This is a genomic window from Paraburkholderia sp. (assembly GCF_047605525.1).
In the GTDB taxonomy this organism is placed as follows: domain Bacteria; phylum Pseudomonadota; class Gammaproteobacteria; order Burkholderiales; family Burkholderiaceae; genus Paraburkholderia.
In genome coordinates, this window is record NZ_JASGFN010000025.1 from 1 (window position 1) to 26,958 (window position 26,958).

At 60.3% G+C, this 26,958-nt stretch carries 39 protein-coding genes; 36 read left to right on the plus strand and 3 right to left on the minus strand.

Annotated features, from left to right (window positions below; all coding sequences use genetic code 11):
• Positions 1-182 precede the first annotated feature (182 nt).
• From rpsJ to dsbD, 31 genes are all read left to right on the plus strand, one after another.
• Positions 183-494, plus strand: coding sequence for a 30S ribosomal protein S10 (gene rpsJ / locus QM685_RS28815; RefSeq protein WP_017777154.1), 312 nt, complete (start codon positions 183-185; stop codon positions 492-494).
• 201 nt (positions 495-695) lie between these two features.
• Positions 696-1,355 carry a 50S ribosomal protein L3 gene (rplC, locus tag QM685_RS28820; RefSeq protein WP_415121867.1) on the plus strand — a complete coding sequence of 220 codons (660 nt, stop codon included), beginning with the start codon at positions 696-698 and terminating at the stop codon, positions 1,353-1,355.
• A complete protein-coding gene (rplD, locus tag QM685_RS28825; RefSeq protein ID WP_415121869.1) occupies positions 1,355-1,975 on the plus strand; it encodes a 50S ribosomal protein L4 in 621 nt (206 codons plus the stop codon). The genes rplC and rplD overlap by 1 nt, the downstream gene beginning before the upstream one ends.
• Entirely contained in the window at positions 1,972-2,286 is a 315-nt protein-coding gene (gene rplW / locus QM685_RS28830; RefSeq protein ID WP_008923345.1) for a 50S ribosomal protein L23, read from the plus strand. Before rplD ends, rplW begins: the two co-directional genes overlap by 4 nt.
• 2 nt (positions 2,287-2,288) lie before the next feature.
• Entirely contained in the window at positions 2,289-3,116 is an 828-nt protein-coding gene (gene rplB, locus QM685_RS28835) for a 50S ribosomal protein L2 (protein ID WP_415121871.1), read from the plus strand.
• 10 nt (positions 3,117-3,126) lie between these two features.
• Positions 3,127-3,402 carry a 30S ribosomal protein S19 gene (gene rpsS / locus QM685_RS28840; RefSeq protein WP_006998484.1) on the plus strand — a complete coding sequence of 92 codons (276 nt, stop codon included), beginning with the start codon at positions 3,127-3,129 and terminating at the stop codon, positions 3,400-3,402.
• Between the two features lie 12 nt (positions 3,403-3,414).
• Positions 3,415-3,744, plus strand: coding sequence for a 50S ribosomal protein L22 (gene rplV / locus QM685_RS28845; RefSeq protein WP_007730533.1), 330 nt, complete (start codon positions 3,415-3,417; stop codon positions 3,742-3,744).
• Between the two features lie 11 nt (positions 3,745-3,755).
• Positions 3,756-4,562: a 30S ribosomal protein S3 gene (gene rpsC, locus QM685_RS28850; protein WP_012434570.1), complete on the plus strand. Its 807-nt coding sequence runs from the start codon at positions 3,756-3,758 to the stop codon at positions 4,560-4,562.
• A 2-nt stretch (positions 4,563-4,564) separates the two neighbouring features.
• The gene (gene rplP / locus QM685_RS28855; protein ID WP_415121875.1) at positions 4,565-4,981 is read left to right on the plus strand and encodes a 50S ribosomal protein L16; all 417 of its coding nucleotides are present in this window, start codon (positions 4,565-4,567) and stop codon (positions 4,979-4,981) included.
• Between the two features lie 10 nt (positions 4,982-4,991).
• The gene (gene rpmC, locus QM685_RS28860; RefSeq protein WP_007180130.1) at positions 4,992-5,186 is read left to right on the plus strand and encodes a 50S ribosomal protein L29; all 195 of its coding nucleotides are present in this window, start codon (positions 4,992-4,994) and stop codon (positions 5,184-5,186) included.
• The gene (gene rpsQ / locus QM685_RS28865) at positions 5,183-5,455 is read left to right on the plus strand and encodes a 30S ribosomal protein S17 (RefSeq protein ID WP_007180129.1); all 273 of its coding nucleotides are present in this window, start codon (positions 5,183-5,185) and stop codon (positions 5,453-5,455) included. The genes rpmC and rpsQ overlap by 4 nt, the downstream gene beginning before the upstream one ends.
• Positions 5,456-5,736: 281 nt before the next feature.
• Positions 5,737-6,105 (plus strand): 50S ribosomal protein L14, encoded by a 369-nt coding sequence (rplN, locus tag QM685_RS28870; protein ID WP_006998478.1) that lies wholly within the window; start codon positions 5,737-5,739, stop codon positions 6,103-6,105.
• A gap of 9 nt (positions 6,106-6,114) precedes the next feature.
• The gene (gene rplX / locus QM685_RS28875; RefSeq protein ID WP_008923340.1) at positions 6,115-6,423 is read left to right on the plus strand and encodes a 50S ribosomal protein L24; all 309 of its coding nucleotides are present in this window, start codon (positions 6,115-6,117) and stop codon (positions 6,421-6,423) included.
• Between the two features lie 16 nt (positions 6,424-6,439).
• The gene (gene rplE / locus QM685_RS28880) at positions 6,440-6,979 is read left to right on the plus strand and encodes a 50S ribosomal protein L5 (RefSeq protein ID WP_008923339.1); all 540 of its coding nucleotides are present in this window, start codon (positions 6,440-6,442) and stop codon (positions 6,977-6,979) included.
• A gap of 7 nt (positions 6,980-6,986) precedes the next feature.
• Positions 6,987-7,292: a 30S ribosomal protein S14 gene (rpsN, locus tag QM685_RS28885; protein ID WP_415121879.1), complete on the plus strand. Its 306-nt coding sequence runs from the start codon at positions 6,987-6,989 to the stop codon at positions 7,290-7,292.
• A gap of 14 nt (positions 7,293-7,306) precedes the next feature.
• Complete coding sequence (gene rpsH, locus QM685_RS28890) at positions 7,307-7,702, plus strand: 30S ribosomal protein S8 (protein ID WP_006052216.1); 396 nt, start codon at positions 7,307-7,309, stop codon at positions 7,700-7,702.
• An 18-nt stretch (positions 7,703-7,720) separates the two neighbouring features.
• Complete coding sequence (gene rplF / locus QM685_RS28895; protein WP_415121881.1) at positions 7,721-8,251, plus strand: 50S ribosomal protein L6; 531 nt, start codon at positions 7,721-7,723, stop codon at positions 8,249-8,251.
• Positions 8,252-8,263: 12 nt separating this feature from the next.
• Positions 8,264-8,629: a 50S ribosomal protein L18 gene (rplR, locus tag QM685_RS28900; protein WP_008923336.1), complete on the plus strand. Its 366-nt coding sequence runs from the start codon at positions 8,264-8,266 to the stop codon at positions 8,627-8,629.
• A gap of 14 nt (positions 8,630-8,643) precedes the next feature.
• Positions 8,644-9,162, plus strand: a complete 519-nt coding sequence (gene rpsE / locus QM685_RS28905) for a 30S ribosomal protein S5 (protein WP_415121884.1) — start codon at positions 8,644-8,646, stop codon at positions 9,160-9,162.
• Between the two features lie 11 nt (positions 9,163-9,173).
• Positions 9,174-9,356: a 50S ribosomal protein L30 gene (gene rpmD, locus QM685_RS28910; RefSeq protein WP_008923335.1), complete on the plus strand. Its 183-nt coding sequence runs from the start codon at positions 9,174-9,176 to the stop codon at positions 9,354-9,356.
• Between the two features lie 29 nt (positions 9,357-9,385).
• Entirely contained in the window at positions 9,386-9,820 is a 435-nt protein-coding gene (rplO, locus tag QM685_RS28915; protein ID WP_018420156.1) for a 50S ribosomal protein L15, read from the plus strand.
• A 47-nt stretch (positions 9,821-9,867) separates the two neighbouring features.
• Positions 9,868-11,214 (plus strand): preprotein translocase subunit SecY, encoded by a 1,347-nt coding sequence (secY, locus tag QM685_RS28920; protein ID WP_013090753.1) that lies wholly within the window; start codon positions 9,868-9,870, stop codon positions 11,212-11,214.
• An 8-nt stretch (positions 11,215-11,222) separates the two neighbouring features.
• On the plus strand, positions 11,223-11,441 hold the full coding sequence (gene infA, locus QM685_RS28925) for a translation initiation factor IF-1 (RefSeq protein WP_004521905.1): 219 nt from the start codon (positions 11,223-11,225) through the stop codon (positions 11,439-11,441).
• Positions 11,442-11,461: 20 nt separating this feature from the next.
• Entirely contained in the window at positions 11,462-11,578 is a 117-nt protein-coding gene (gene rpmJ / locus QM685_RS28930; RefSeq protein ID WP_004199844.1) for a 50S ribosomal protein L36, read from the plus strand.
• 41 nt (positions 11,579-11,619) lie between these two features.
• A complete protein-coding gene (rpsM, locus tag QM685_RS28935) occupies positions 11,620-11,985 on the plus strand; it encodes a 30S ribosomal protein S13 (RefSeq protein ID WP_008923332.1) in 366 nt (121 codons plus the stop codon).
• Positions 11,986-12,013: 28 nt separating this feature from the next.
• A complete protein-coding gene (gene rpsK / locus QM685_RS28940) occupies positions 12,014-12,418 on the plus strand; it encodes a 30S ribosomal protein S11 (protein ID WP_006052224.1) in 405 nt (134 codons plus the stop codon).
• A gap of 146 nt (positions 12,419-12,564) precedes the next feature.
• Positions 12,565-13,188 (plus strand): 30S ribosomal protein S4, encoded by a 624-nt coding sequence (gene rpsD, locus QM685_RS28945; RefSeq protein ID WP_415121893.1) that lies wholly within the window; start codon positions 12,565-12,567, stop codon positions 13,186-13,188.
• A 124-nt stretch (positions 13,189-13,312) separates the two neighbouring features.
• Positions 13,313-14,290 carry a DNA-directed RNA polymerase subunit alpha gene (locus QM685_RS28950; RefSeq protein WP_415121895.1) on the plus strand — a complete coding sequence of 326 codons (978 nt, stop codon included), beginning with the start codon at positions 13,313-13,315 and terminating at the stop codon, positions 14,288-14,290.
• A gap of 173 nt (positions 14,291-14,463) precedes the next feature.
• Positions 14,464-14,856 (plus strand): 50S ribosomal protein L17, encoded by a 393-nt coding sequence (gene rplQ / locus QM685_RS28955; protein ID WP_013090750.1) that lies wholly within the window; start codon positions 14,464-14,466, stop codon positions 14,854-14,856.
• A gap of 210 nt (positions 14,857-15,066) precedes the next feature.
• A complete protein-coding gene (gene cutA, locus QM685_RS28960) occupies positions 15,067-15,378 on the plus strand; it encodes a divalent-cation tolerance protein CutA (protein WP_415122069.1) in 312 nt (103 codons plus the stop codon).
• Complete coding sequence (gene dsbD / locus QM685_RS28965) at positions 15,371-17,242, plus strand: protein-disulfide reductase DsbD (RefSeq protein WP_415121898.1); 1,872 nt, start codon at positions 15,371-15,373, stop codon at positions 17,240-17,242. Before cutA ends, dsbD begins: the two co-directional genes overlap by 8 nt.
• A gap of 136 nt (positions 17,243-17,378) precedes the next feature.
• On the opposite strand, the gene hemB is transcribed toward dsbD, so the two are convergent.
• Positions 17,379-18,377: a porphobilinogen synthase gene (gene hemB, locus QM685_RS28970; protein ID WP_415122071.1), complete on the minus strand. Its 999-nt coding sequence runs from the start codon at positions 18,375-18,377 to the stop codon at positions 17,379-17,381.
• 244 nt (positions 18,378-18,621) lie between these two features.
• Positions 18,622-19,266, minus strand: coding sequence for a ribosome biogenesis GTP-binding protein YihA/YsxC (gene yihA, locus QM685_RS28975; RefSeq protein ID WP_415121900.1), 645 nt, complete (start codon positions 19,264-19,266; stop codon positions 18,622-18,624).
• 221 nt (positions 19,267-19,487) lie between these two features.
• Between yihA and QM685_RS28980 the strand changes: the two genes are divergently transcribed.
• From QM685_RS28980 to msrQ, 5 genes are all read left to right on the plus strand, one after another.
• The gene (locus QM685_RS28980; RefSeq protein ID WP_415121902.1) at positions 19,488-20,141 is read left to right on the plus strand and encodes a c-type cytochrome; all 654 of its coding nucleotides are present in this window, start codon (positions 19,488-19,490) and stop codon (positions 20,139-20,141) included.
• Positions 20,142-20,258: 117 nt separating this feature from the next.
• A complete protein-coding gene (locus QM685_RS28985; RefSeq protein WP_415121904.1) occupies positions 20,259-22,466 on the plus strand; it encodes a cytochrome c biogenesis protein ResB in 2,208 nt (735 codons plus the stop codon).
• A 4-nt stretch (positions 22,467-22,470) separates the two neighbouring features.
• Positions 22,471-23,682: a c-type cytochrome biogenesis protein CcsB gene (gene ccsB / locus QM685_RS28990; protein ID WP_415121906.1), complete on the plus strand. Its 1,212-nt coding sequence runs from the start codon at positions 22,471-22,473 to the stop codon at positions 23,680-23,682.
• Positions 23,683-23,876: 194 nt separating this feature from the next.
• Positions 23,877-24,872 carry a protein-methionine-sulfoxide reductase catalytic subunit MsrP gene (msrP, locus tag QM685_RS28995; protein WP_415121908.1) on the plus strand — a complete coding sequence of 332 codons (996 nt, stop codon included), beginning with the start codon at positions 23,877-23,879 and terminating at the stop codon, positions 24,870-24,872.
• A gap of 9 nt (positions 24,873-24,881) precedes the next feature.
• Complete coding sequence (msrQ, locus tag QM685_RS29000; protein ID WP_415121910.1) at positions 24,882-25,577, plus strand: protein-methionine-sulfoxide reductase heme-binding subunit MsrQ; 696 nt, start codon at positions 24,882-24,884, stop codon at positions 25,575-25,577.
• Between the two features lie 110 nt (positions 25,578-25,687).
• Here msrQ and lysA read toward each other — a convergent pair whose 3' ends face one another.
• Positions 25,688-26,950 carry a diaminopimelate decarboxylase gene (gene lysA / locus QM685_RS29005; RefSeq protein WP_415121912.1) on the minus strand — a complete coding sequence of 421 codons (1,263 nt, stop codon included), beginning with the start codon at positions 26,948-26,950 and terminating at the stop codon, positions 25,688-25,690.
• Between the last annotated feature and the right edge of the window lie 8 nt (positions 26,951-26,958).

Sequence of the window (26,958 nt, forward strand, 5' to 3'; positions counted from 1 at the left end):
CCGCGAAGGTGGCCGTACGGTCGGCGCTGGTGTCGTCGCCAAGATCATCGAGTAAAATCGAAGATTGCTGTAGCAGTATGCAATGCCCGGGTCCGGGCACTCGCTCTCTGCGGGCGCCCGGACCTACGCTCTTTTTCTAATTGGCGGTGCAACATCGCCTCGCTCTTTTCAAGGAATTCGTCATGCAAAACCAGAAAATCCGCATTCGCCTGAAGGCTTTCGACTATCGCCTGATCGATCAATCGGCGGCTGAAATCGTCGACACGGCAAAGCGGACTGGCGCAATCGTTCGCGGTCCGGTGCCCCTGCCGACCCGTATTCAACGCTTCGACATCCTGCGTTCGCCGCACGTCAACAAGACCTCGCGCGATCAGCTCGAAATCCGGACCCATCTGCGCCTGATGGACATCGTCGACCCGACGGACAAGACTGTCGACGCGCTGATGAAGCTCGATCTGCCGGCTGGCGTCGACGTTGAAATCAAGCTGCAATAAGGCTTCCAGCGCTTGCCCAGTAAGCTGGGCGGTGCTAAGTCATTGATTGCTTGCGGAAAACGAAAAGCCTCGCTATAATGCTAGGCTTTTCGCGTATTTGCGTAAAAAAGTCGGCGTGCTGCAGCATGATTTCATGCCCGAAACGGCGCCGGCATTTTGTAAATTAGCCCCGACCAATCGCAGTCGGGAATGGAGAAAACGATGAGCCTTGGACTCGTAGGTCGCAAGGTTGGCATGACCCGTATCTTCACGGCTGAAGGGGATTCGATTCCCGTTACCGTGCTGGACGTGTCCGACAACCGTGTGACGCAGATCAAGACTGTTGAAACCGACGGCTACACGGCCGTGCAGGTTGCTTTCGGTACGCGCCGTGCATCGCGTGTGACGAAGCCGTTGGCAGGTCATCTCGCCAAAGCTGGCGTTCAAGCCGGTGAAATCCTCAAAGAATTCAAGATCGATGCCGCCAAGGCTGCCGAGCTGTCGAGCGGCACCGTGGTCGGTCCCGAGCTGTTCGAAGTGGGCCAGAAGGTCGATGTGCGAGGCGTGTCGATCGGTAAGGGCTACGCCGGTACCATCAAGCGTTACAACTTCTCGTCCGGCCGTGCGTCGCACGGTAACTCGCGCTCGCACAATGTGCCGGGCTCGATCGGTATGGCGCAGGATCCGGGCCGCGTGTTCCCGGGTAAGCGCATGACCGGTCACATGGGTGACGAGAATGTAACCGTGCAAAACCTCGAAATCGCTCGTATCGACGCCGACCGCAAGTTGCTGCTGGTCAAGGGCGCCGTTCCGGGTGCGAAGGGTGGCAAGGTATTCGTTACGCCGGCCGTGAAGACGCGTGCCGTGAAAGGAGCGAAATAATGGAACTTAAGCTCCTGAATGCCAATGGTCAGGAAGGTGCAGGCGTTAGCGCGTCGGACGTCGTGTTCGGCCGCGATTACAACGAAGCCCTGATTCACCAGGTTGTGGTTGCGTACCAGGCGAATGCCCGTAGCGGCAACCGCGCGCAGAAGGATCGTGAGCAGGTCAAGCACACGACCAAGAAGCCGTGGCGCCAGAAGGGTACGGGCCGCGCTCGTGCCGGTATGTCGTCGAGCCCGCTGTGGCGCGGCGGTGGCCGTATCTTCCCGAATTCGCCAGAAGAGAACTTTTCGCACAAGGTCAACAAGAAGATGCATCGCGCAGGTCTCTGCTCGATCTTCTCGCAGCTGGCTCGCGAAGGCCGCATCTCGGTGGTCGACGAGCTGACGCTCGAAGCACCGAAAACGAAGCTGCTGGCCGAAAAATTCAAGGCGATGGGTCTCGACTCCGTGCTGGTGATTACCGATACGGTTGACGAAAACCTGTACCTCGCGTCGCGCAACCTCGCCCACGTGGCGGTTGTCGAGCCGCGTTACGCCGACCCGCTGTCGCTGATCTACTTCAGGAAGGTCCTGATCACGAAGGCTGCGGTCGCCCAGATCGAGGAGTTGCTGTCATGAGCGAGATTCGCAAGAACGATCATCGTTTGATGCAGGTCCTGCTCGCGCCGGTGGTCTCCGAAAAGGCGACGTTGGTTGCCGACAAGAACGAGCAGGTTGTGTTCGAAGTCGCGCCGGATGCCACGAAGCAGGAAGTGAAGGCCGCAGTCGAGCTGCTGTTCAAGGTGGAAGTCGATTCCGTCAACGTGCTGGTCGCGAAGGGTAAAGCCAAGCGCTTTGGCCGCTTCATGGGCAAGCGCAAGGACGTGAAGAAGGCGTACGTCTGCCTGAAGCCCGGCCAGGAAATCAACTTTGAAGCGGAGGCCAAGTAATCATGGCAATCGTGAAAGTTAAGCCGACTTCGCCGGGCCGCCGCGCGATGGTCAAGGTGGTCAACAAGAATCTGCACAAGGGCAAGCCGTTCGCAGCGCTGCTCGACACGCAGTCGTCGACGGCTGGCCGTAACAATAACGGTCACATCACCACGCGTCATAAGGGTGGTGGTCATAAGCATCACTATCGTATCGTCGATTTCCGTCGCACGAAGGATGGCATTCCGGCAAAGGTTGAGCGTCTCGAGTACGACCCGAACCGTAGCGCGAATATCGCGTTGGTTCTGTACGCAGACGGCGAGCGCCGCTACATCATCGCTCCGAAGGGTGTCACCGTCGGTCAGCAACTGATGTCGGGTTCGGAAGCGCCGATCCGCGCAGGCAACGCGCTGCCGATCCGCAACATTCCGGTCGGTACGACGATTCACTGCATCGAAATGCTGCCGGGCAAGGGTGCGCAAATGGCGCGCTCGGCTGGTACGTCGGCGATGCTGCTGGCTCGTGAAGGCGTCTACGCGCAGGTTCGCCTGCGTTCGGGCGAAATCCGCCGCGTGCACGTTGAATGCCGCGCGACGATCGGTGAAGTGGGCAACGAAGAGCACAGCCTCCGTCAAATCGGTAAGGCTGGTGCGAACCGCTGGCGCGGCATTCGCCCGACGGTGCGTGGCGTTGCAATGAACCCGGTCGACCACCCGCACGGTGGTGGCGAAGGCAAGACTGCGGCTGGCCGCGATCCGGTGAGCCCGTGGGGCACGCCGACGAAGGGCTATCGCACCCGCAGCAACAAGCGCACGACGAGCATGATCGTCCAGCGCCGTCACAAGCGTTAAGGAGTAGGCAATGGCACGTTCTATTAAGAAAGGTCCGTTCTGCGACGCCCATTTGCTGAAGAAGGTTGAGGCGGCTGCAGCATCGCGTGACAAGAAACCGATCAAGACCTGGTCGCGTCGCTCGACGATCCTGCCGGACTTCATCGGTCTGACGATCGCCGTTCACAACGGCCGTCAACACGTTCCGGTGTATGTCACGGAAAATATGGTCGGCCACAAGCTTGGCGAGTTCGCACTGACCCGTACGTTCAAGGGTCACGCGGCCGACAAGAAGGCCAAGAAATAAGGGGCAATCAAGATGGAAGTGAAAGCAATTCATCGCGGTGCCCGCATCTCGGCGCAGAAAACGCGCCTTGTGGCTGACCAGATCCGCGGTTTGCCGGTCGACAAGGCGCTGAACGTTCTGACGTTCTCACCGAAGAAGGCTGCGGGAATCGTGAAAAAGGTCGTGCTGTCGGCGATCGCGAATGCGGAGCACAACGAAGGCGCCGATATCGACGAGCTCAAGATCACGAGTATCTACGTCGACAAGGCAGCATCGCTGAAGCGTTTTACCGCGCGCGCCAAGGGCCGCGGTAACCGCATCGAGAAGCAATCCTGTCACATCACTGTGACGGTCGGGAATTAAGGGGTCATACGATGGGACAGAAAATTCATCCGACTGGCTTCCGTTTGGCCGTCAGCCGTAATTGGGCTTCGCGTTGGTACGCGAACAACAACAATTTCGCGGCGATGTTGCAGGAAGACATCGGTGTTCGTGAATACCTGAAGAAGAAGCTGAAAAACGCGTCCGTCGGCCGCGTCGTGATCGAGCGTCCTGCAAAGAACGCACGTATCACGATTTTCAGCTCGCGTCCGGGTGTCGTGATCGGCAAGAAGGGTGAAGACATTGAACTGCTGAAGTCCGAGCTGCAAAAGCGCATGGGCGTTCCGGTTCACGTCAACATCGAAGAAATCCGCAAGCCGGAAACCGACGCGCAACTGATCGCTGATTCGATCACGCAACAGCTCGAGCGCCGGATCATGTTCCGCCGCGCGATGAAGCGTGCGATGCAGAACGCGATGCGTCTGGGTGCTCAAGGCATCAAGATTATGAGCGCCGGCCGTCTGAACGGTATCGAAATCGCCCGTACGGAATGGTATCGCGAAGGTCGCGTGCCGCTTCACACGCTGCGCGCTGATATCGACTACGCAACGTCGGAAGCAAAGACGACGTACGGCATCATCGGCGTGAAGGTGTGGGTCTACAAGGGCGACACGCTCGGTCGCAACGACGCACCGGTGGTCGAAGAAGTTGCCGAAGAAAAGCGTCCGCGCCGCAACGCACGTCCGGGTGGCGATCGCCGTCCGCGTCGTGATGGTGAAGGTGGTGGCCCGGCAGGTGCACGCCGTGGCGCTCCTCGTCGTGCTGGCGGGGCCGGCGGCGACGGGAAGACTGGAGAATAACGATGCTGCAACCGAAACGCAGAAAGTATCGCAAAGAGCAGAAAGGTCGTAACACCGGCATTGCTACCCGCGGCAACGCGGTGTCGTTCGGTGAGTTCGGCCTGAAGGCTGTCGGTCGTGGCCGTCTGACCGCGCGCCAGATTGAGGCGGCGCGTCGTGCAATGACGCGTCACATCAAGCGCGGTGGCCGCATCTGGATCCGGATCTTCCCGGACAAGCCGATCTCGACCAAGCCGGCTGAAGTGCGTATGGGTAACGGTAAGGGTAACCCGGAGTACTACGTCGCTGAGATTCAACCGGGCAAGATGCTGTACGAAATGGACGGCGTAACCGAAGAACTGGCGCGCGAAGCGTTCCGTCTGGCTGCAGCGAAGCTGCCGCTGAAGACGACGTTTATCGTGCGTCAGCTCGGCGCCTAAGGAGTAAATGATGAAGGCTTCCGAACTTCACCAGAAAGATCAGGCCGCGCTCAACAAGGAGCTGTCGGACCTGTTGAAGGCGCAATTCGGCCTGCGCATGCAACTCGCGACCCAGCAGCTCACTAACACGAGCCAGCTGAAGAAGGTTCGTCGCGACATCGCACGTGTGCGGACCGTCCTGACTGAGAAGGCGAACCAGAAATGAACGATAGCGTAAAAACCTCGCTCAAGCGGACGCTGGTCGGCAAGGTCGTCAGCAACAAGATGGACAAGACGGTTACCGTGCTGGTCGAGCACCGCGTGAAGCACCCGATTTACGGCAAGTACGTTGTGCGCTCGAAGAAGTATCACGCGCACGACGATGCGAACACGTACAACGAGGGTGACCTCGTTGAAATCCAAGAAACTCGTCCGATTTCGAAGACGAAAGCTTGGGTCGTGGCTCGCCTGGTCGAGGCTGCTCGCGTCATCTAATGACGCAAAGTTGTTGAAGTTGCAGTAGATTTTGCTTGCAAGACCGGGGTTATTTGATATAATCTCGGTCTTCCCTCTTTATGGGAGCCCCGTCGCGGGCGAAGTTGGTGGGGGAAGCGGTGCAGGCGCCAGCCTGTTCCGAAGGATTCACCGGATTGCGATGGCGGGTTTCGTTTGCCGTCGCTGCTGTTCTAACCCAAGCAGCCGATCGGCTGACGGGACCAAGACTGACCGGGAAGCGCCATGGTGGTGTGACCGGATTAAGTTGGGAAAGATAAACCATGATCCAGACCGAAACTCGGCTTGAAGTGGCCGACAACACGGGTGCGCGTGAAGTCATGTGCATCAAGGTGCTCGGCGGCTCGAAGCGTCGTTATGCCAGCATTGGCGACATCATCAAGGTGACTGTCAAAGAGGCAACGCCGCGCGGGCGCGTGAAGAAAGGCGAAATCTACAACGCCGTGGTGGTTCGTACCGCCAAGGGCGTGCGCCGTCAGGACGGCTCGCTGATCAAGTTCGACGGCAACGCAGCAGTGTTGCTCAATACCAAGCTCGAACCGATCGGTACCCGTATTTTCGGGCCTGTCACGCGCGAGTTGCGTAGCGAACGATTCATGAAGATCGTTTCGCTGGCGCCTGAAGTGCTGTAAGGAGTCGCGATGAACAAGATTCGCAAGGGTGACGAAGTCATCGTCATCACCGGCAAAGATAAGGGCAAGCGTGGCGTAGTGCTGGCCGTTCACGGCGAGACCGTGACTGTCGAGGGCATCAACCTCGTCAAGAAGCACGTCAAGCCGAACCCGATGAAGGGTACGACGGGCGGCGTGGAAGCCAAGACGATGCCGCTGCAAATTTCGAACGTCGCATTGGTCGACGCGAATGGCAAGCCATCGCGTGTAGGTATCAAGGTCGAAGGGGACAAGAAGGTCCGTTTCCTGAAGACGACTGGTGCCGTGCTGAGCGCCTGACGCTGCGGAGTAAAAAATGGCTCGTTTGCAAGAGTTTTACAAAGAGAAAGTTGTACCCGGCCTCATCGAGAAGTTCGGTTACAAGTCCGTGATGGAAGTGCCGCGCATCACCAAGATCACCCTGAATATGGGGCTTGGCGAAGCCGTCGCCGACAAGAAGATCATCGAAAACGCCGTTGGCGATCTGACGAAGATCGCGGGTCAGAAACCGGTGATTACGAAGGCGCGCAAAGCAATCGCTGGCTTCAAGATCCGTCAGGGCTATCCGATCGGTGCAATGGTCACGTTGCGTGGCCAGGCCATGTACGAATTCCTCGACCGTTTCGTGACGGTTGCGCTCCCCCGTGTGCGCGACTTCCGTGGCGTGTCGGGTAAGGCATTCGACGGTCGCGGCAACTACAACATCGGTGTGAAAGAGCAGATCATTTTCCCCGAAATCGACTACGACAAGATCGACGCACTGCGTGGGCTGAACATCAGCATCACGACGACTGCGAAGACCGACGACGAAGCAAAGGCACTGCTCGCCAGCTTCAAGTTCCCGTTCAGAAACTGAGGTTACCGTGGCTAAACTGGCACTGATCGAACGTGAAAAGAAGCGTGCTCGCCTCGCCGCCAAGTACGCTCCCAAGCGTGCTGCACTGAAGGCAATCATTAGCGATACGAGCAAGTCGGAAGAAGAGCATTACGCAGCGCGTCTGGAATTGCAGCAACTTCCGCGCAACGCTAACCCGACCCGCAAGCGCAACCGTTGTGCAATTACCGGTCGTCCGCGCGGTACATTCCGTAAATTCGGGCTGGCGCGTAACAAGATTCGTGAAATCGCGTTCCGCGGCGAGATCCCTGGCCTGACCAAGGCGAGCTGGTAATAGGAGAAACGTAAATGAGCATGAGTGATCCTATCGCCGATATGCTGACTCGCATCCGCAATGCGCAGATGGTTGAGAAGGTTTCGGTGACTATGCCCTCGTCGAAAGTCAAGGTTGCGATCGCGCAGGTCCTGAAGGACGAAGGTTATATCGACGATTTCGCAGTGAAGTCCGAAGGTGCGAAGTCGGAATTGAATATCGTGTTGAAGTATTACGCTGGCCGTCCGGTTATCGAGCGCATCGAACGCGTCTCGAAGCCAGGTCTGCGTGTGTACCGCGGCCGTAACGACATCCCGGTGGTCATGAATGGCCTCGGCGTGGCAATCGTGTCGACGCCGAAGGGCGTGATGACCGACCGCAAGGCACGTGCAACGGGCGTTGGCGGCGAAGTCATCTGCTACGTCGCTTAAGGCCGAAAGGAGAGAAACATGTCTCGAGTAGGTAAGAGCCCGATCGCGTTGCAAGGCGCGGAAGTGGCCCTGAGCGGCAACAGCATTACGGTCAAGGGTCCGCTGGGCACGATTTCGCAGGCTGCCAACAGCCTCGTGAAGGTGGTTAACGACAACGGCACGCTGAAATTCGAGCCTGTCGACGAAAGCCGTGAAGCGAATGCTATGTCGGGCACGATGCGCGCACTGGTTGCGAACATGGTGCACGGCGTGACGAAAGGTTTCGAGCGCAAGCTGACGCTGGTTGGCGTTGGTTACCGCGCGCAGGCGCAAGGCGACAAGCTGAACCTGTCGCTGGGTTTCTCGCACCCTGTGGTGCACCAGATGCCGGCAGGCGTCAAGGCTGAAACCCCATCGCAAACCGAAATCGTGATCAAGGGGATCAACAAGCAACAAGTCGGTCAAGTCGCTGCAGAAGTGCGCGGCTACCGTCCGCCGGAGCCCTACAAGGGCAAGGGCGTGCGTTATGCCGACGAGGTTGTGATCCTCAAAGAAACGAAGAAGAAGTAAGGGTGCGCAATCATGGATAAGACTCAATCTCGCCTGCGCCGCGCTCGTCAGACGCGTATCAAGATCGCTGAGCTGCAGGTCGCGCGTCTCGCCGTGCATCGCACGAACACGCACATCTATGCGCAAGTGTTCTCGCCGTGCGGCACCAAGGTGCTCGCTAGCGCGTCGACGCTCGAAGCCGAAGTGCGTGCGCAATTGGCCGATCAGTCGGGCAAGGGCGGCAACGTTGCTGCTGCGACCCTGATCGGCAAGCGCATTGCAGAAAAGGCTAAGGCCGCCGGCATCGAATCCGTCGCCTTCGACCGTTCGGGTTTCCGTTACCACGGCCGCGTGAAAGCGTTGGCTGATGCGGCGCGCGAAGCCGGACTCAAGTTCTAAGGGAAGAATTCGTCATGGCAAAGATGCAAGCTAAAGTTCAGGCCGACGAACGCGACGACGGCCTTCGTGAAAAGATGATCGCGGTCAACCGCGTGACCAAGGTTGTGAAGGGTGGTCGTATTCTCGGCTTCGCTGCACTGACCGTGGTCGGCGACGGTGATGGCCGCGTCGGTATGGGCAAGGGCAAGGCGAAGGAAGTGCCGGTCGCTGTCCAGAAGGCAATGGAACAGGCTCGTCGCAACATGTTCAAGGTGTCGCTCAAGAACGGTACTCTGCAACACGAAGTGCACGGCAAGCACGGCGCGTCGACGGTTCTCCTCGCTCCTGCGAAGGACGGTACCGGCGTGATCGCTGGCGGCCCGATGCGTGCTGTGTTCGACGTGATGGGCGTGCAGAACGTCGTGGCCAAGAGCCACGGTTCGACGAACCCGTATAACCTCGTTCGTGCAACGCTCGACGGCCTGCGCAAGCAGTCCACGCCGGCCGACATCGCTGCGAAGCGTGGCAAGTCCGTCGAAGAAATTCTGGGCTAAAGGTGGACACCATGTCTGATAAAACTGTCAAGGTCCAGCTCGTCAAGAGCCTGATCGGCACCCGTGAATCGCACCGTGCAACGGTGCGTGGTCTGGGCCTGCGCCGACTCAACTCGGTTAGCGAGTTGCAGGACACGCCGGCTGTGCGCGGCATGATCAACAAGGTTTCGTACCTCGTTAAGGTCATCAGCTAAGCGGCTGACCAGGACTCAAGGAGTTGATAATGGAATTGAATAACCTGAAGCCGGCTGAAGGCGCGAAGCACGCAAAGCGTCGCGTCGGTCGCGGCATCGGCTCCGGCCTCGGCAAGACCGCTGGCCGTGGTCACAAGGGGCAGAAGTCGCGTTCGGGCGGCTTTCACAAGGTTGGCTTCGAAGGCGGTCAGATGCCGCTGCAACGCCGCCTGCCGAAGCGTGGCTTCACCTCGCTGACGAAGGAATTCGTCGGTGAAGTGCGTCTCTCGGATCTCGAGAAGCTGCCGGTCGACGAAATCGATCTGCTGGCTCTCAAGCAAGCCGGCCTGGTTGGCGAGCTGATCCGTAGCGCCAAGATCATCGCGACGGGCGAGCTCAAGCGCAAGGTCGTTGTGAAGGGTCTGGGTGCGACGAAGAGCGCGCGTGCTGCTATCGAAGCAGCCGGTGGCTCTTTTGCCGAGTAACGCGCAAGTTAATTTGCCGTCACTAGCATTTGCATCGGAGAAGGTACTTGGCTAACAGCCCGAGTCTCGCAAAACCCGGTCGCAGCGCGGCGAAATTTGGCGATCTGCGTCGGCGGGCAGTGTTCCTGCTGCTGGCGCTGGTCGTCTACCGTATCGGCGCGCATATTCCGGTGCCGGGTATCGACCCGGACCAACTGGCGAAGTTGTTCCAAAGCCAGTCGGGCGGCATCCTTGGTATGTTCAACATGTTCTCGGGTGGCGCACTTTCGCGGTTCACGATTTTCGCGCTGGGGATCATGCCGTACATTTCGGCGTCGATCATCATGCAGTTGCTGGCGATTGTCTCGCCGCAACTCGAAGCGTTGAAAAAGGAAGGGCAGGCAGGTCAGCGGAAGATTACGCAGTACACGCGGATTTTCACGGTTGTGCTGGCGACGTTCCAGGCGTTCGGTATCGCCGTCGCACTGGAAAATCAGCCGGGCCTCGTGATCGATCCGGGAATGGTGTTCCGGTTGACAACGGTCGTGACGCTGGTGACCGGCACGATGTTCCTGATGTGGCTGGGTGAGCAGATCACGGAGCGCGGGCTTGGTAACGGTATTTCGATCATCATTTTTGGCGGTATTGCGGCGGGTTTCCCCAACGCGATCGGTGGGCTCTTTGAACTGGTGCGAACTGGCTCGATGAGCATCATTTCGGCGATTATCGTCGTCGCGCTGATTGCTGCTGTGACCTATCTGGTGGTGTTCATCGAACGCGGCCAGCGCAAAATTCTCGTGAACTACGCGAAGCGGCAGGTTGGCAACAAGATTTACGGCGGCCAGTCTTCGCATTTGCCGCTGAAGCTGAACATGTCGGGCGTGATTCCGCCGATCTTCGCATCGTCGATCATTCTCTTCCCGGCAACCATCCTGAACTGGTTCAGTTCAGGTTCGCGTACCAGCTGGTTCGCAGACACGTTGCACAACGTGGCCGAAGCCCTGAAGCCCGGTCAGCCCGTGTACGTGTTGCTGTACGCGTTGGCGATCGTTTTCTTCTGCTTTTTTTACACTGCACTGGTGTTCAACAGCAGGGAAACGGCCGACAACCTGAAAAAGAGTGGCGCTTTCGTCCCTGGTATCCGCCCGGGCGATCAGACGGCTCGATATATCGACCGCATCCTCACGCGTCTGACGCTGGCCGGTGCGATCTACATCGTGTTCGTTTGCCTGCTGCCCGAATTTCTGGTGCTGCGCTGGAACGTGCCGTTTTATTTTGGTGGAACGTCGCTGCTGATCATTGTCGTCGTCACAATGGATTTCATGGCGCAGGTGCAGTCGTACGTTATGTCGCAACAGTATGAATCGCTGCTGAAGAAAGCTAATTTCAAAGGCGGCGGCGTCCCGATGCGTTGAAAGGACTTATGGCCAAAGACGATGTTATCCAGATGCAGGGCGAAGTAATCGAGAACCTGCCTAACGCTACCTTCAGGGTGAAGCTGGAAAACGGCCATGTCGTATTGGGACACATATCCGGCAAGATGCGGATGCACTACATCCGGATTCTGCCGGGCGACAAGGTGACGGTTGAATTGACGCCTTACGATCTGTCGCGTGCGCGGATCGTGTTCCGGGCGAAGTGATTTGAAAAAAGGGTAATATCATGAAAGTGATGGCATCGGTTAAGCGCATTTGCCGCAATTGCAAGATCATCAAGCGCAAAGGCGTTGTGCGCGTGATTTGCAGCTCTGATCCGCGCCACAAACAGCGTCAAGGCTGAACGCCGCGCTTTTGCTTGCGCTTTTTGTTTGAGGAAAAACAATGGCTCGTATCGCAGGGGTTAACATCCCGAATCACCAGCATACTGAAATTGGCCTGACGGCTATTTACGGTATCGGTCGCACGCGCTCGCGCGACATTTGCGTCGCCGCTGGTGTGGCATTTTCGAAGAAGGTCAAAGACCTGACTGACGCAGACCTCGAAAAGCTGCGTGAAGAAGTCGGCAAGTTCATCGTTGAAGGCGATCTGCGCCGTGAGACGACGATGAACATCAAGCGCCTGATGGATCTCGGCTGCTATCGTGGCGTGCGGCATCGTAAGGGTCTCCCCCTGCGCGGCCAGCGTACGCGTACGAATGCCCGTACGCGCAAGGGTCCGCGTCGTGCAGCGCAGTCGCTGAAGAAGTAAGCGGAACTGACAGTTACAGGAAAACGTAATGGCTAAGGCTTCGAACAACTCCGCGGCGCAACGCGTTCGCAAGAAGGTCAAGAAGAACGTCGCCGAGGGCGTGGTTCACGTTCATGCGTCGTTCAACAACACCATCATCACGATCACCGATCGTCAAGGCAACGCGCTTGCCTGGGCAACGTCGGGTGGTCAGGGCTTCAAGGGTTCGCGTAAGTCGACCCCGTTTGCAGCGCAGGTTGCAGCTGAATCGGCTGGCCGCGTGGCGATGGAATACGGCGTGAAGAACCTCGAAGTGCGGATCAAGGGCCCCGGTCCTGGCCGTGAATCGGCAGTGCGCGCGCTGCATGGTCTTGGCATCAAGATCACCGCGATCTCCGACGTGACGCCGGTCCCGCACAACGGTTGCCGTCCGCCTAAGCGTCGTCGTATCTAAGACGACGGTTTGCGAGTGCCTGTTGCCGCTTTGCGCGGCAGCAGGTTGCGTGCGTTATTGAATTGACTAAGTCCACCGTTCGACCCAAAGGGTTCGGACTAGCGCGAATAGCAGTATTCGCGTGATCAATCACAGAAGGAATTAACGTGGCACGTTATATCGGCCCTAAGGCCAAACTGTCGCGCCGTGAAGGCACCGACCTCTTCCTGAAGAGTGCACGTCGTTCGCTCGCTGACAAGTGCAAGCTTGACAGCAAACCCGGCCAGCATGGCCGTACCTCGGGTGCTCGTACGTCCGACTACGGCACGCAGCTGCGTGAAAAGCAAAAAGTGAAGCGTATCTACGGCGTGCTTGAGCGTCAGTTCCGCCGCTACTTCGCTGAAGCAGACCGTCTGAAGGGCAACACGGGTGAAAACCTGCTGCAACTGCTCGAGTCGCGTCTGGACAACGTTGTGTATCGCATGGGCTTCGGCTCGACGCGCGCCGAGGCACGTCAGCTCGTGAGCCACAAGGCGATTACGGTGAACGGCGTCGTGTCGAACATCCCGTCGATGCAAGTGAAAGCCGGCGACGTTGTTGCCGTGCGCGAGCAAAAGCGCAAGCAGGCTCGTATCGTCGAAGCGCTGTCGCTCGCCGAGCAAGGCGGCCTGCCGAGCTGGGTTGCTGTCGATGCGAAGAAGTTTGAAGGCACCTTCAAGCAGAAGCCGGAACGCAGCGACATCGCTGGCGACATCAATGAAAGCCTGATCGTCGAATTGTATTCGCGGTAATCGGATTAACGGCCGGGGCACCCCGATTGCGTTGTGCAAGGGGACGCCTCGGCTGTTTATTTTCAGGTTGTTACCGGTCAGCCTTATCGGTGTAACGAGCCGAGGGTATTGAAAAGGAAAACCTATGCAAACCAGTTTGTTGAAGCCCAAGATCATCGCAGTTGAATCGCTTGGTGAGAGCCACGCGAAAGTGGTCATGGAACCGTTCGAACGCGGTTATGGCCACACCTTGGGTAACGCGCTTCGGCGCGTGCTGCTGTCGTCGATGGTTGGTTATGCGCCGACCGAAGTGACGATCGCAGGCGTCGTGCATGAGTATTCGACGCTCGACGGTGTGCAAGAGGATGTGGTCAACCTGTTGTTGAACCTGAAGGGTGTCGTCTTCAAGTTGCATAACCGTGACGAAGTGACGGTTACGCTGCGCAAGGACGGCGAAGGTGTAGTTACCGCTGGCGATATCGAACTCGCACACGATTGCGAAGTCATCAATCCGGATCACGTGATTGCGCATCTGTCGAAGGGCGGCAAGCTCGACGTGCAGATCAAGATCGAAAAGGGTCGCGGCTATGTTCCGGGCAACGTGCGTCGTTACGGCGAAGAGTCGGCCAAGATCATCGGCCGTATCGTGCTGGACGCATCGTTTTCGCCGGTTCGTCGCGTGAGTTACGCGGTCGAAAGCGCTCGTGTTGAGCAGCGTACCGACCTCGACAAGCTCGTGATGAACATCGAAACCAACGGTGTGATTTCGCCGGAAGAAGCGATCCGTCAATCGGCGCGTATTCTGGTCGATCAGTTGTCGGTGTTCGCGGCGCTGGAAGGTACGGAAGCAGCGGCGGAAGCACCGTCGCGCGCACCGCAGATCGATCCGATCCTGCTGCGTCCGGTCGACGATCTCGAGCTGACGGTTCGTTCCGCGAACTGCCTGAAGGCCGAGAACATCTACTACATCGGCGATCTGATCCAGCGCACCGAAAACGAATTGCTGAAGACGCCGAATCTGGGCCGCAAGTCGCTGAACGAAATCAAGGAAGTTCTGGCATCGCGTGGTCTGACGCTCGGCATGAAGCTCGAAAACTGGCCGCCGGCTGGTCTCGACAAGTAATTTTCGGGTGTAAGCCGCCATCGTACAGGCGTGTTATGTACTGGCAAAGACGCGGATTTTCCTTTAAAATCCGCGTCTTGTCTTTTTTCACTACCGGCCCGTGCGTTCACTGTCTGCTGTCAAGCGAGCGCGATAGAAGAGCTGGACCAAAACTTTGAACTGAAGGAATTAACATGCGTCACCGTCATGGTCTGCGGAAACTGAACCGCACGAGCAGCCACCGTCTGGCAATGCTCCGTAACATGTCCAATTCGCTGATCGAGCACGAAGTCATCAAGACCACGCTGCCGAAGGCGAAAGAACTCCGTAAAGTCGTCGAGCCGCTGATCACGCTTGGCAAGAAGCCATCGCTGGCAAACCGTCGTCTGGCGTTCAACCGCCTGCGCGATCGTGACTCGGTCACGAAGCTGTTCGACGTGCTCGGCCCGCGCTACGCGAACCGTCCGGGCGGCTACCTGCGCGTGCTGAAGTTCGGCTTCCGCGTCGGCGACAACGCACCGATGGCATTGGTCGAACTGCTCGACCGTCCGGAAGTTGAAGAAACAGAAGTGCAAGAAGCTGAGTAAGCTTTCTTAGCTTCGAGAAAAAGCCAGGCACATTGCCTGGCTTTTTTGTTTCCGGAGCGGTTTCTTCAACAAGGACAGACGCGTGCGCATAGAGGCCAAATACCGCGGTCGCGCCGTACGCCTGTCTGCGGTCTGACAGGACCAGGTGATACGATATCGGCATCGGAATCGTGCGTCGCGGAGCTTTTTGTGACTGTGAATGTGACCTTGATGCTGACGACGGTGCCGGATGCAGCCGTCGCTCAGAAGCTCGCCGCAGATGCGCTGGCCGCACGGCTCTGTGCGTGTGTTACGCAGTTGGGCAGCGTGCAGTCGAGTTATCACTGGCAAGGCGGGATCGAAACCGCGCAGGAAATCCAGTTGCTGTTCAAGACCAGCAACGCTCGCGCGCTCGAACTTGAGCAATACATTCAGGCTCATCATCCCTACGACACGCCGGAAATCCTCTGCTGGCAAGCAACGGCGTCCGCCGCATATGGCCGGTGGATCACCGCTGAAACCCAACGTTCTCTCCATGTTTAACGGTCTCGACCGGCGTGCGCGCGCTGCGCTACGCACCGTATTCTTTCTGCTCGGCTGCGTGATGCTCGCGCAATTCGGCACGCTTGCGCGAGCCGCGGACGACTTCCTCGACCCCGCCGTTGCCTTTAAATTCAGCGCGACCGAAAGGCCGGGCGAAGTCGACGTCACGTACAAGATCGCGGACGGCTACTACATGTATCGCGAGCGCTTCGCGTTCGCGACGCGTAACGGCACGGCCACGATCGGTGAGCCGCAACTACCGGCCGGTCACGTGAAGTTCGATCAGACATTCAACAAGAATGTCGAGACGTATCGCAACGAGCTGACGATTCGCATCCCGGTCAAGCAGGCAGCGGGTCCATTCGATCTCGCGGTGACGTCGCAGGGCTGCGCCGACGCCGGTATCTGCTATCCACCGATGGAACGCGTGTATCACGTGAGCGGCGCCGCGTTGCAACCTGCCGGCAGCATGGCACCTTCAGCAACAGCACAACAATCCGCCGCGGACGACGAACCCTGGTACGAGCGCGCAACCAGCGCCGACTACGCGCAGTCGCTGCTGCAGCGTGGCGGTTTCTTCGCAATCGTTGGCCTTTATTTCGTCGCCGGCGCGATTTTGAGCCTGCTGCCGTGTTCGTATCCGATGATCCCGATCCTGTCGGCGATCATCATCGGTGAAGGCGCGCGGGTCACACGGGGGCGCGGTTTCGCGCTGTCGCTCGCATACGTGATCGGCATGGCGCTCGTGTACACGGTGCTTGGCGTCGCTGCGGCGCTCGTCGGGCAGAGTCTCGGCGCATGGCTACAAAATCCGTGGGTGCTCGGTGCGTTCGGTGTACTGCTGACGATTTTCGCGCTGCTGCTGATCGCAGGTGTCGACATCGAATTGCCGGCGCGTTGGCGCGATCGCATGTCGCGTGCGTCATCGGGGCGTTCCGGCGGCAAGTTCACGGCGGTCGCGGTAATGGGCGCGCTGTCGGCGCTGGTGGTCGGCGCCTGCATGACCGCGCCGCTTTTTGCGGTGCTCGCGTTTATCGCGCATACCGGCAACGCCGTGCTCGGCGGCGCGGCGCTGTTCTCGATGGGTATGGGGCTCGGCGTGCCGCTGCTGATCATCGGGCTCGGCGCCGGCACCTTACTGCCCCGCGCGGGAGCGTGGATGGACAGCGTGAAGGTGTTTTTCGGCGTTGTGCTGCTCGCCGCGGCGCTGTGGATCGTCTGGCCGGTGCTCGGCGCCGCCGCGACGATGCTGCTGAGCGCGCTCTGGCTGCTGCTCGCCGCGGCGGCGCTCGGCCTGTTCTCGGCACCGATTGCCGGCGGATCGGTATGGCGCCGGCTTGGCCGTGCGGTTGGCGTGGTCATGACCGTTTGGGCCGCGGCGTTGCTGGTCGGCCTCGCGGCGGGGTCGTCGGATCCGCTACGGCCGCTCGCGGTGCTGGCCGCGCGGGGCGGCCAGGCGGCGGTTGCGAATGCCGCCCGTGCGGCTGGAACGGCGCCACAGAATGATCTGACGTTCGTAGCGGTACGTTCGTCGGAACAGCTCGACCAGGCCGTCAAAACGGCCGCACAGCCCGCCATGCTCGATTTTTACGCAGACTGGTGCGTGAGCTGCAAGGAGATGGAAAAATTCACCTTCAGCGATCCGCGCGTCCAGGCGAAACTGAAACAGATGAACCTGCTGCGCGCCGATGTCACCGCGAACAATGCCGACGATCAGGCGCTGCTCAAGCGTTTCAATCTGTTCGGGCCGCCGGGCATCATTTTCTTCGATCAGGGCGGCAAGGAAGTGCTGCGGGTCGTTGGGTACGAGTCTGCGGATAAATTCCTGCGTACGCTGGACCGGGCGAGCGCGCCTGGGGTGTAGTCGAACGCGGCGCGGCGGAAGACGACGCGCTTTGCAGCCTCATCGCAGGAAGGCCTGCATACAAAACGGAGGCGAGACCCTAAGGTTCGCCCCCGTTTTTTCATCCCAACAGCCGGGCGCTAAACCGCGCGCCGGCTCACTTCTGCGAACGCAGAATCCGCGCGGCATCGAGCGCGAAATACGTCAGCACGCCGTCCGCGCCAGCCCGCTTGAATGCGAGCAGCGATTCCATCATGACCTTGTCGTGATCGAGCCAGCCGTTCTGCGCCGCAGCCTTCAGCATCGCGTATTCGCCGCTTACCTGGTACACGTAGGTCGGGAACTGGAACTCGTCCTTCACGCGTCGCACGATGTCCAGATATGGCATGCCCGGCTTGACCATCACCATATCCGCGCCTTCATCGATGTCCGCCTGGACTTCACGCAGCGCCTCGTTCGAATTCGCCGGATCCATCTGATAGGTCATCTTGTTGCTCTTGCCGAGGTTCGTCGCGGAGCCGACGGCATCGCGGAACGGACCATAGAACGCCGAAGCGTACTTCGCCGCATACGCCATGATGCGCGTGTGGATGTGGTTCTCGCTCTCGAGCATTTCGCGGATTGCGCCGATGCGACCGTCCATCATGTCCGACGGCGCGACGATATCGACGCCGGCCTCGGCCTGCGCACGCGCCTGTTCGACGAGGATTTCGACGGTTTCGTCGTTGATCACATAACCGGCTTCGTCGAGCACGCCGTCCTGGCCGTGGCTCGTGTACGGATCGAGCGCGACGTCGGTGAGCACGCCGAGATCGGGAAAGTGCTTTTTCAGCTCGCGGACAGCGCGCGGGATCAGCCCGGCGGGGTTGGCCGCTTCGCGGCCATCGGGCGTTTTCAGCGAAGGCTCGATCGCGGGAAACAGTGACAGTACCGGCACGCCCAACTCGACGCATTGTTCGGCGACGCCCATCAGCAGATCGACCGACACGCGCTCGACACCCGGCATCGACGGCACGGCCTGCCGCACATGGGTGCCTTCGACGATGAATACGGGGTAGATGAGATCGTTGGTGGTGAGGATGTTTTCCCGCATCATGCGACGCGAGAAGTCGTCACGCCGCATGCGGCGCGGACGGTTGTGCGGATAGAAGCTCATATCGAATCGAAGATCGTGGATGGGTGGAGTGGACAAACAGCGCCTGCTCCGCTCCCGGAAACTTTTCGAGACAATGGTATATCATACCGATCGAGCAAGGCGCCTGGCGCTGACCTCCCCGCTTCTCCTCCCTGAGCGGGTGCCTGTCGTTTTTTCGATTAGGCTGTTTGACCCGCCGTTCAAGCGGCGGGTTTTTTTATGGGCGGCCGGAAAAGCCGCTCGGCGCTCACCCGGCGGCTTGCGTTCAATCCGTTTCGGCCGCCGCCTTGGGGACCAGCCAGCCCTCGATCAACTCGTGCGCTTCGTCGAGTCCGGTGCGCTTGAGCGCCGAGAACAACTGCGCGCTCAGCTCGCCGCGATAGCCAGCGGCGTTATATTCGGCCAGTCCCTTCTGCGTGGCGCGCAACGCATTCGTGCTTTCCTGGCGCGTCAATTTGTCGCATTTGGTGAGCAGCGTGTGGATCGGCTTGCCGGTCGGCGCGAACCACTCGATCATGCGCCGGTCCAGTTCGGTCAGCGGGCGGCGCGAGTCCATCATCAGGATCATGCCGCGCAACTGCGAGCGCGATTGCAGATACGTGGACAGCAAGGCTTCCCAGTGAGCCTTGGCCGCACCCGGCACTTCGGCATAACCGTAGCCGGGCAGATCGACGAGATACGCGGTCGGGTCGTCGGCCTTGCCCACCGAAAAATAGTTGATGTGCTGCGTGCGCCCCGGCGTCTTGCTCGCGAACGCGAGGCGCTTCTGATTGCAGAGCACATTGATCGCGGTCGACTTGCCCGCGTTTGAACGTCCCGCGAAGGCGATTTCGGGTTGCGCGGTGGCCGGCAGGTCGCGCAGGTGATTGACAGTGGTGAAGAAACGGGATTCGTGGAGCAGGAAGGGCATAGTTGAGGCCAGATTGGGGACGCCGGAGAGCCCGGAGCGGGAACGGGGTCAAGCCCGACTGGCGTCTTAGCGATTAGCGAGTTATTGTACAATACGATGGTTTACTGAAAACCTGAGGGGCCGGCCCGGCGTGCCTTGGCGGCTCCTGGCGGTCAGTCGGTCGCCGTCGTCGTATTTTGCAAAACCTCTAAAATCCCACAAAGACGAGACAGGGTGTGCGAATGAATCGACTGTGCAAGACTCTGATGGTGCTTCATGTAACGGCAGGTCTTTCAGGTTTGGCAATTCAGGCACGAGCAGCAGAACCGGCAAAGCCGGACATCAATCGGGGGCAGGCAATCGCGGTGCAGGTATGCGCGTCATGTCACGGGGCGGACGGCAATAGTGCCGGCGGCGCGTATCCGAAGCTGGCGGGCCAGCATCCTGAATATCTCGTCAAGCAGCTCAGAGATTTCAAGACACAGCCCGGCGCCAAACAACCCGCGCGCAACAATGCGATCATGGCTGGCATGGCCGCCGCGCTTTCCGATCAGGACATGATCAACGTCGCGGCCTATTTCTCGACGCAGACGCCGAAGCCAGGCTATGCGCATAACAAGAACACCGTCGCGCTCGGTCAGCAGATCTATCGCGGCGGGGTTGCCGACCGGGGCGTGCCGGCCTGCGCAGGCTGCCACGGACCGACGGGGCAGGGCATCCCCGCGCAGTTCCCGCGGCTGTCGGGCCAGTGGGCGGAGTACTCGGTGGCGCAGTTGACCGCGTTTACACAAGGTCCGGGCGCTCGTAATAACAACGACGCGATGCATACGATAGCATCGCGTTTGTCGGACAACGAAATCAAGGCAGTTGCCGATTACATCGCGGGGCTGCGTTAAGCGGCCTGCATACGGAATGCAACCGGCCCGGCGAGGTCGGTGAAAAACAAGAAAAGGGTGAGGGCGTCGTGCCTACGACAGCTCTTCACCCTTTTTTGCTGTTCAGTCGGAGTTTGAATGAGCGTCACCACGTCGGGTCTGCAGTCGAAATCGGGTAATCGCGTCACGCGCAGCACCATCGAACTCTTGAGTTCGATGCGTTTCGCCATTGCGCTGCTGGTGATTCTGTCGATCGCCAGCATCATCGGCACCGTCCTCACGCAGGACGATCCGTATCCCAATTACGTCAATCAGTTCGGTCCGTTCTGGGCGGACATCTTCCGCGCGCTGAGCCTCTATACGGTGTACAGCTCGTGGTGGTTCATGCTGATTCTCGGTTTCCTGATGGTGTCGGTGTCGCTATGCGTGATCCGCAACGCGCCGAAGATGCTGGCCGACGTGAAGAGCTGGAAAGACAAGGTCCGCGAAGGCAGCCTGCGCGCGTTTCATCACAAGGGTGAATTCGCGGTGCACGGCACGCGCGCGCAGACCACGGCGGTGCTTGCGAAACTGTCGGCGAAGCTCGGCTACAAGTTCGTCACGCGCGAGTCCGAAGGCGCGACGCTGATCGCCGCGAAGCGCGGTGCGCTGACGAAGCTCGGCTACATCTCCGCGCACCTCGCGATCGTCGTGATCTGCCTGGGCGGTCTGCTCGACAGCAACCTGCCGATCAAGCTGCAGATGTGGCTGTTCGACAAGTCGCCGATCAACGCGAACACGGTGATCAACGACATTCCCCCCGAGCACCGTCTGTCGCAATCGAACCCGACGTTCCGCGGCTACGCGTGGGTGCCCGAAGGACAGCAGGTGTCGACCGCGATCCTGAATCAGCCCAACGGCTCGCTGATCCAGGACCTGCCGTTTTCGATCGAACTGAACAAGTTCATCGTCGATTACTATTCGACCGGCATGCCGAGGCTGTTCGCGAGCGACATCGTCGTGATCGACCACAAGACGGGCGCCCGCGTGCCGGGGCGCGTCGAGGTCAACAAGCCGTTCGAATACGACGGCGTGTCGATCTATCAGTCGAGCTTCCAGGACGGCGGCTCGCAGATGCAGATGACCGCGTACCCGATGTCCGGCCCCAGCGCGAAGCCCGCGCCGTTCGGCGGCACGATCGGCGGCAACGCGCCGTTGAGTTCGGCTACGCCGCTCGCCGACGGGAAAACTGTCGAATTTACCGATTTCCGCGCAATCAACGTCGAAAACATCTCGAACGGCAACGGCCAGAACGATGCGCGTGGCGTTGCCGCGCACCAGTCGCTGAAGGAGGTGTTCGACGAGCGCCTCGGCTCCGGCGCGAAGACCTCGAAACCGCTCGACCTGCACAACGTCGGCCCGTCGGTGCAGTACAAGATTCGCGGCAAGGACGGCCAGGCGCGCGAGTACAACAACTACATGCTGCCGGTCGATGTAAACGGCGAGAAGATGTTCCTTGCCGGCATGCGCCTGAATCCCGACGATCCGTTCCGCTATCTGCGTATCCCCGCCGACAGCGGCGGCACGGTCAAGGAGTGGATGCACCTGCGCGCGACGCTCGAAGACCCGGCAATGCGTGCCACGGCAGCTCGTCAGTTCGCGCAGCGCTCGGTGCCGGGCTCGAATCCCGAGTTGCAGCAACATCTCGAGGAAAGCGCGTCGCGGGTGCTGACCCTTTTTGCGGGCGCAGACAGCAGCATGAAGATGCCGAATGGCGAAACGCCCGGCGGCTTCCAGGCGGTCGCCGGTTTTATCGACCGCTCGGTGCCGAAGGACGAGCAGGAAAAGGCCGCCGGCCTGCTGCTGCGCATGCTGGAAGGCGTGACCTGGGATCTGTGGCAACTGTCGCGCCAGCAGCTTGGCGAGCCTACCGCGCCGGCCAATGCGGACACCAGCCGCTTCATCCAGAGTTCGCTCAATGCGATTTCCGACAGCTTTCTGTATGGATCGCCGGTCTATTTGCAGCTTGACTCCTTCAGGCAGGTGCAAGCTTCGGTATTTCAGTTGACGCGCGCGCCGGGCAAAAAAGTCGTGTATCTTGGCAGCCTGCTTCTCGTTTTAGGCATCTTCTCGATGTTCTACGTTCGTGAACGGCGTCTGTGGTTCTGGCTCAAGGATACCGACCACGGCACGCACATCGTGATGGCGATGTCGAGCGCGCGCAAGACGCTCGACTTCGAAAAGGAGTTCGTCCAGACGCGCGACGCCGTGAGCGCCGCGCTCGGCGCGAAACTCATCGAAGCAGCCGACGCCGCGTCCATCCGGGCCGGCGCGCCGTCCGCAAGCTCACAGGATTCGACCCGGTAAGATCATGGACTTGACTCAGGTTTCTTCTTCCTCTTCGTCCGCTCCGCGCGCCGACAAGGCATTCGCGGGCGGCATGCCCGAACTCTCGCAATACGACGAGCGGCCATTCCTGAAACGGCTCGGCATCGTCGACTGGCTATTCGCTCTCGCGCTCGTCGGGGGCGCCGGGTTTGCGCTGTCGCGCTATCACCCGTTCATGAACTATTACGACAAGCTCGTGCTGGTGTGCGCGGTACCGGCTTTCGTCGTGCTCGGCTGGCGCTGGAAGCCGGTGCGGCCGCTGATGTTGGGCATCGCCGCGCTGTCGCTGCTGGCCATCCAGATCTATCACGGCGATCTGAGTCGCGCCGACAACGCGTTTTTCCTCAAATATTTCCTGTCGAGCCAGTCCGCGATCCTGTGGATGAGCGCGCTGTTCGTGTTCGCGACGGTGTTCTACTGGATCGCGCTGTTGTCGCGCTCGCCGACCGGCGCCGCGATCGGCTCGAAAATGACGTGGGCCGCGGTACTGATGGGCTTCGTCGGCATGATGGTGCGCTGGTACGAGTCGTACCTGATCGGCGCGGACGTCGGCCATATTCCGATTTCGAATCTGTATGAAGTGTTCGTGCTGTTCAGCCTGATCACCGCGCTGTTCTATCTGTACTACGAGCAGCACTACAACACCCGCGCGCTCGGCGCGTTCGTGCTGCTGGTGATCAGCGCGGCCGTCGGCTTCCTGATGTGGTACTCGGTCGCGCGCGACGCGCAGCAGATCCAGCCGCTCGTGCCGGCGCTGCAAAGCTGGTGGATGAAGATCCACGTGCCGGCGAACTTCATCGGCTATGGCAGCTTCGCGCTGTCGGCGATGGTCGGTGTCGCGTATCTGGCGAAAGAGCGCGGCGTGCTGGCGGACCGTCTGCCCGCGCTCGAAGTGCTCGACGACCTGATGTACAAGTCGATCGCGGTCGGTTTCGCGTTCTTCACGATCGCGACGATTCTCGGCGCGCTGTGGGCCGCGGAAGCGTGGGGTGGCTACTGGAGCTGGGACCCGAAGGAAACGTGGGCGCTGATCGTATGGCTCAACTACGCGGCCTGGCTGCACATGCGTCTGATGAAGGGCCTGCGTGGCGCGGTGGCGGCGTGGTGGGCGCTGACCGGCCTGCTGGTCACGACCTTCGCGTTCCTCGGCGTGAACATGTTCCTGTCGGGCTTGCATAGCTACGGCAAGCTGTAAGATCCGCTGCGCTGAACCGACCAACAACCGCCGGGTGCCCTGCACCGGCGGTTTTTTTATGGCTGACGGAATATTCGTCGCATCCATGGTGTTCGTTAGCTGTGTACCCGTGGATGACTGGCGCCCCGGAACGAGCGATCATCAAGATGGGCCCGCGCGACACCCAGACCGGCGGCCCGGCAAGGAGCAGCACGATGTGGATCAAGCGAAGCGACAGAATTCAACTGACCGGCGATGACATCGCACGCGGCGAAATCACGCCGCAGCGGGTCTTCGAGAACCGGCGGCGCATCCTGCAGGCGGCCGGCGCGATGGCGCTCGGCAGCCTCCTCGGCGTGAACGGCGAGGCGCTTGCCGCGTACACGTCGCCGGACCCGAAGGCGCGGAAGCTCGCGGCGAAAACCAACGCGAAGTTCGTCGCGCTGGACAAGATCACGCCGTACAAGGACATCACGACCTACAACAACTTCTACGAGTTCGGCACCGACAAATCCGACCCCGCGCAGAACGCGGGCACGTTGCGGCCGCGTCCGTGGAAAGTGAGCGTCGAGGGCGAGATCAAGAATCCGAAGGTGTACGACATCGACGAACTGCTGAAGCTCGCGCCGCTCGAGGAACGCGTATACCGGCTGCGCTGCGTCGAAGGATGGTCGATGGTGATTCCGTGGATCGGTGTATCGCTTTCCGAGCTGATCCGGCGCGCGGAGCCGACCGGCAACGCAAAGTACGTGCAGTTCATCACGCTCGCCGATCCGTCGCAGATGCCCGGACTGTCGACGCCCGTGCTCGACTGGCCGTATTCCGAAGGCCTGCGGATGGACGAAGCGATGCATCCGCTGACACTGCTGACGATGGGCCTCTATGGCCAGGTGCTGCCGAACCAGAACGGCGCGCCGGTGCGCGTCGTGGTGCCGTGGAAGTACGGTTTCAAGAGCGCGAAGTCGCTCGTGAAAATCCGCTTCGTCGAGAAGCAGCCGCCGACCAGTTGGAACACCTACGCGGCGAACGAATACGGCTTCTATTCGAACGTGAATCCGAACGTCGATCATCCGCGCTGGAGCCAGGCGACCGAGCGGCGCATCGGCGAGGACGGCTTTTTCACGCCGAAGCGCAAGACGCTGATGTTCAACGGCTACGGCGATCAGGTCGCGTCGCTCTATCAGGGCATGGACCTGAAAAAGAACTTTTGAGGCGTGACGATGGCTTCCGATACGCAATCCGCGACCCCACGCGCGCGCCCGCTCGCGCGTGCATCGTCGGCGACGGCGCAGCGGCCCGCGGGCGGCGCGCGCTGGCTCGTGCCGGCGAAAGTCGCGGTATTCGTCGCGGCGCTCTATCCGCTCGCGCGCATCGTGCTGTTCGGCGTGACCGACCGGCTCGGCGCGAATCCGATCGAGTTCATCACGCGCTCGACGGGCCTGTGGACGCTCGTGTTCCTGTGCATCACGCTCGCCGTGACGCCGCTGCGCCGCCTCACCGGCATCGCCGCATTCGTGCGTTTCCGGCGCATGCTCGGGCTCTACACGTTCTTTTACGCGGCACTGCATTTCACCACTTACCTGTGGTTCGACAAATGGTTCGATCTCGCGGCGATTCTGAAGGACATCGGCAAGCGGCCGTTCATTACCGTGGGCTTCGCGGCGTTCGTGCTGCTGATCGCGCTCGCCGTCACGTCGCCGCGCGCGATAGTGCGCAAGCTCGGACGCCGCTGGCAGACGCTGCATCGAACGATCTATGCGATCGGCGCGCTCGCGATCCTGCACTTCTGGTGGATGAATGCGGGCAAGCACGATCTGCTGCTGCCGAAGATTTACGGCGCGATCATGATCGCGCTGCTGGGGTGGCGGGTGATCGCGTGGTTGCGTGAACGGGGCGCGAAGGCGCGTCGACGATGATGGCGAACGCCGCCCGGTTCACGGTGCTTCAATAGCAAAAAGGCGATGCCGCATGGCATCGCCTTTTTTGTGCCGCAGCGTCAGAGGGTGTGACGGTGGGCGTTTGACGTTTACGCCGGCAGAACCGTTTCACCCGCAAACAGTTGTTGCACCTCTTCACGCGCGCGAACCACATACGCTTGTGTACCATCCACCATCACCTCGGCCGCGCGCGGCCGGGTGTTGTAGTTCGAGCTCATCACGAAGCCATACGCGCCGGCCGAGCGGATCGCGAGCAGATCGCCGGGTTCGACCGCGAGCAGCCGTTCGCGGCCGAGCCAGTCGCCGCTTTCGCAGACTGGGCCGACCACGTCGTACACGTGCGCGGGCACGTCGCGCTTCACGACCGGCTCGATCGCGTGATACGCCTCGTACATTGCGGGGCGCGCGAGATCGGTCATCGCCGCGTCGACGATCGCGAAGTTCTTTTCCGCGCCCGGCTTCAGGAACTCGAGACGCGTGAGCAACACGCCCGCGTTGCCGACCAGCGAACGGCCCGGCTCGAAATACACTTCGCGATGGCCGTGCCCGCGTGCTTCGATGCGGTCGAGCACGGTGCGCACGAACTCGCCGATTTCCGGCGGCGTTTCGTCGTCGTAGGTGATGCCGAGACCGCCGCCGACATCGACGTGGCGAATCGTCATGCCGTCCTGCTCGATCTGCTCGACCAGCTCCAGCACCTTGTCGATCGCATCGAGATAGGGGGCGACTTCGGTGATCTGCGAGCCGATATGGCAGTCGATGCCGACCACTTCGAGATTCTCCATCGCCGCGGCCGCCTGATACGTCGCGCGCGCGTCTTCGAAAGCGACGCCGAACTTGTTCGACTTGAGCCCGGTGGAAATGTACGGATGCGTCTTTGCGTCGACGTCGGGGTTCACGCGCAGCGACACCGGTGCCTTCTTGCCCATTTCGCCCGCCACCGCATTGAGGCGATCGAGTTCGGGAATCGATTCGACGTTGAAGCATTTGACGCCGGCCGCGAGCGCGTCGCGCATTTCGTTCACATGCTTGCCGACGCCCGAAAACACGGTGTTTTCCGCTTTGCCGCCCGCCGCGAGCACGCGCGCGAGTTCGCCGCCCGACACGATGTCGAAGCCCGCGCCCAGACGTGCGAACACGTTCAGCACCGCGAGATTGCTGTTGGCCTTCACGGCCACGTGCACGCTCGCGCGACGGCCGGCGCAGGCGCCCGCGTAGGCATTCCAGGCCGCGGTGAGCGCGGCGCGCGAATAGACGTACAGCGGCGTGCCGAACTGCTCGGCGAGGGAAACGGCGGACACGCCTTCGACGTGCAATACGCCGTCGACGTAGTCAAATGCGGATCGAGTCATGCGAAAGT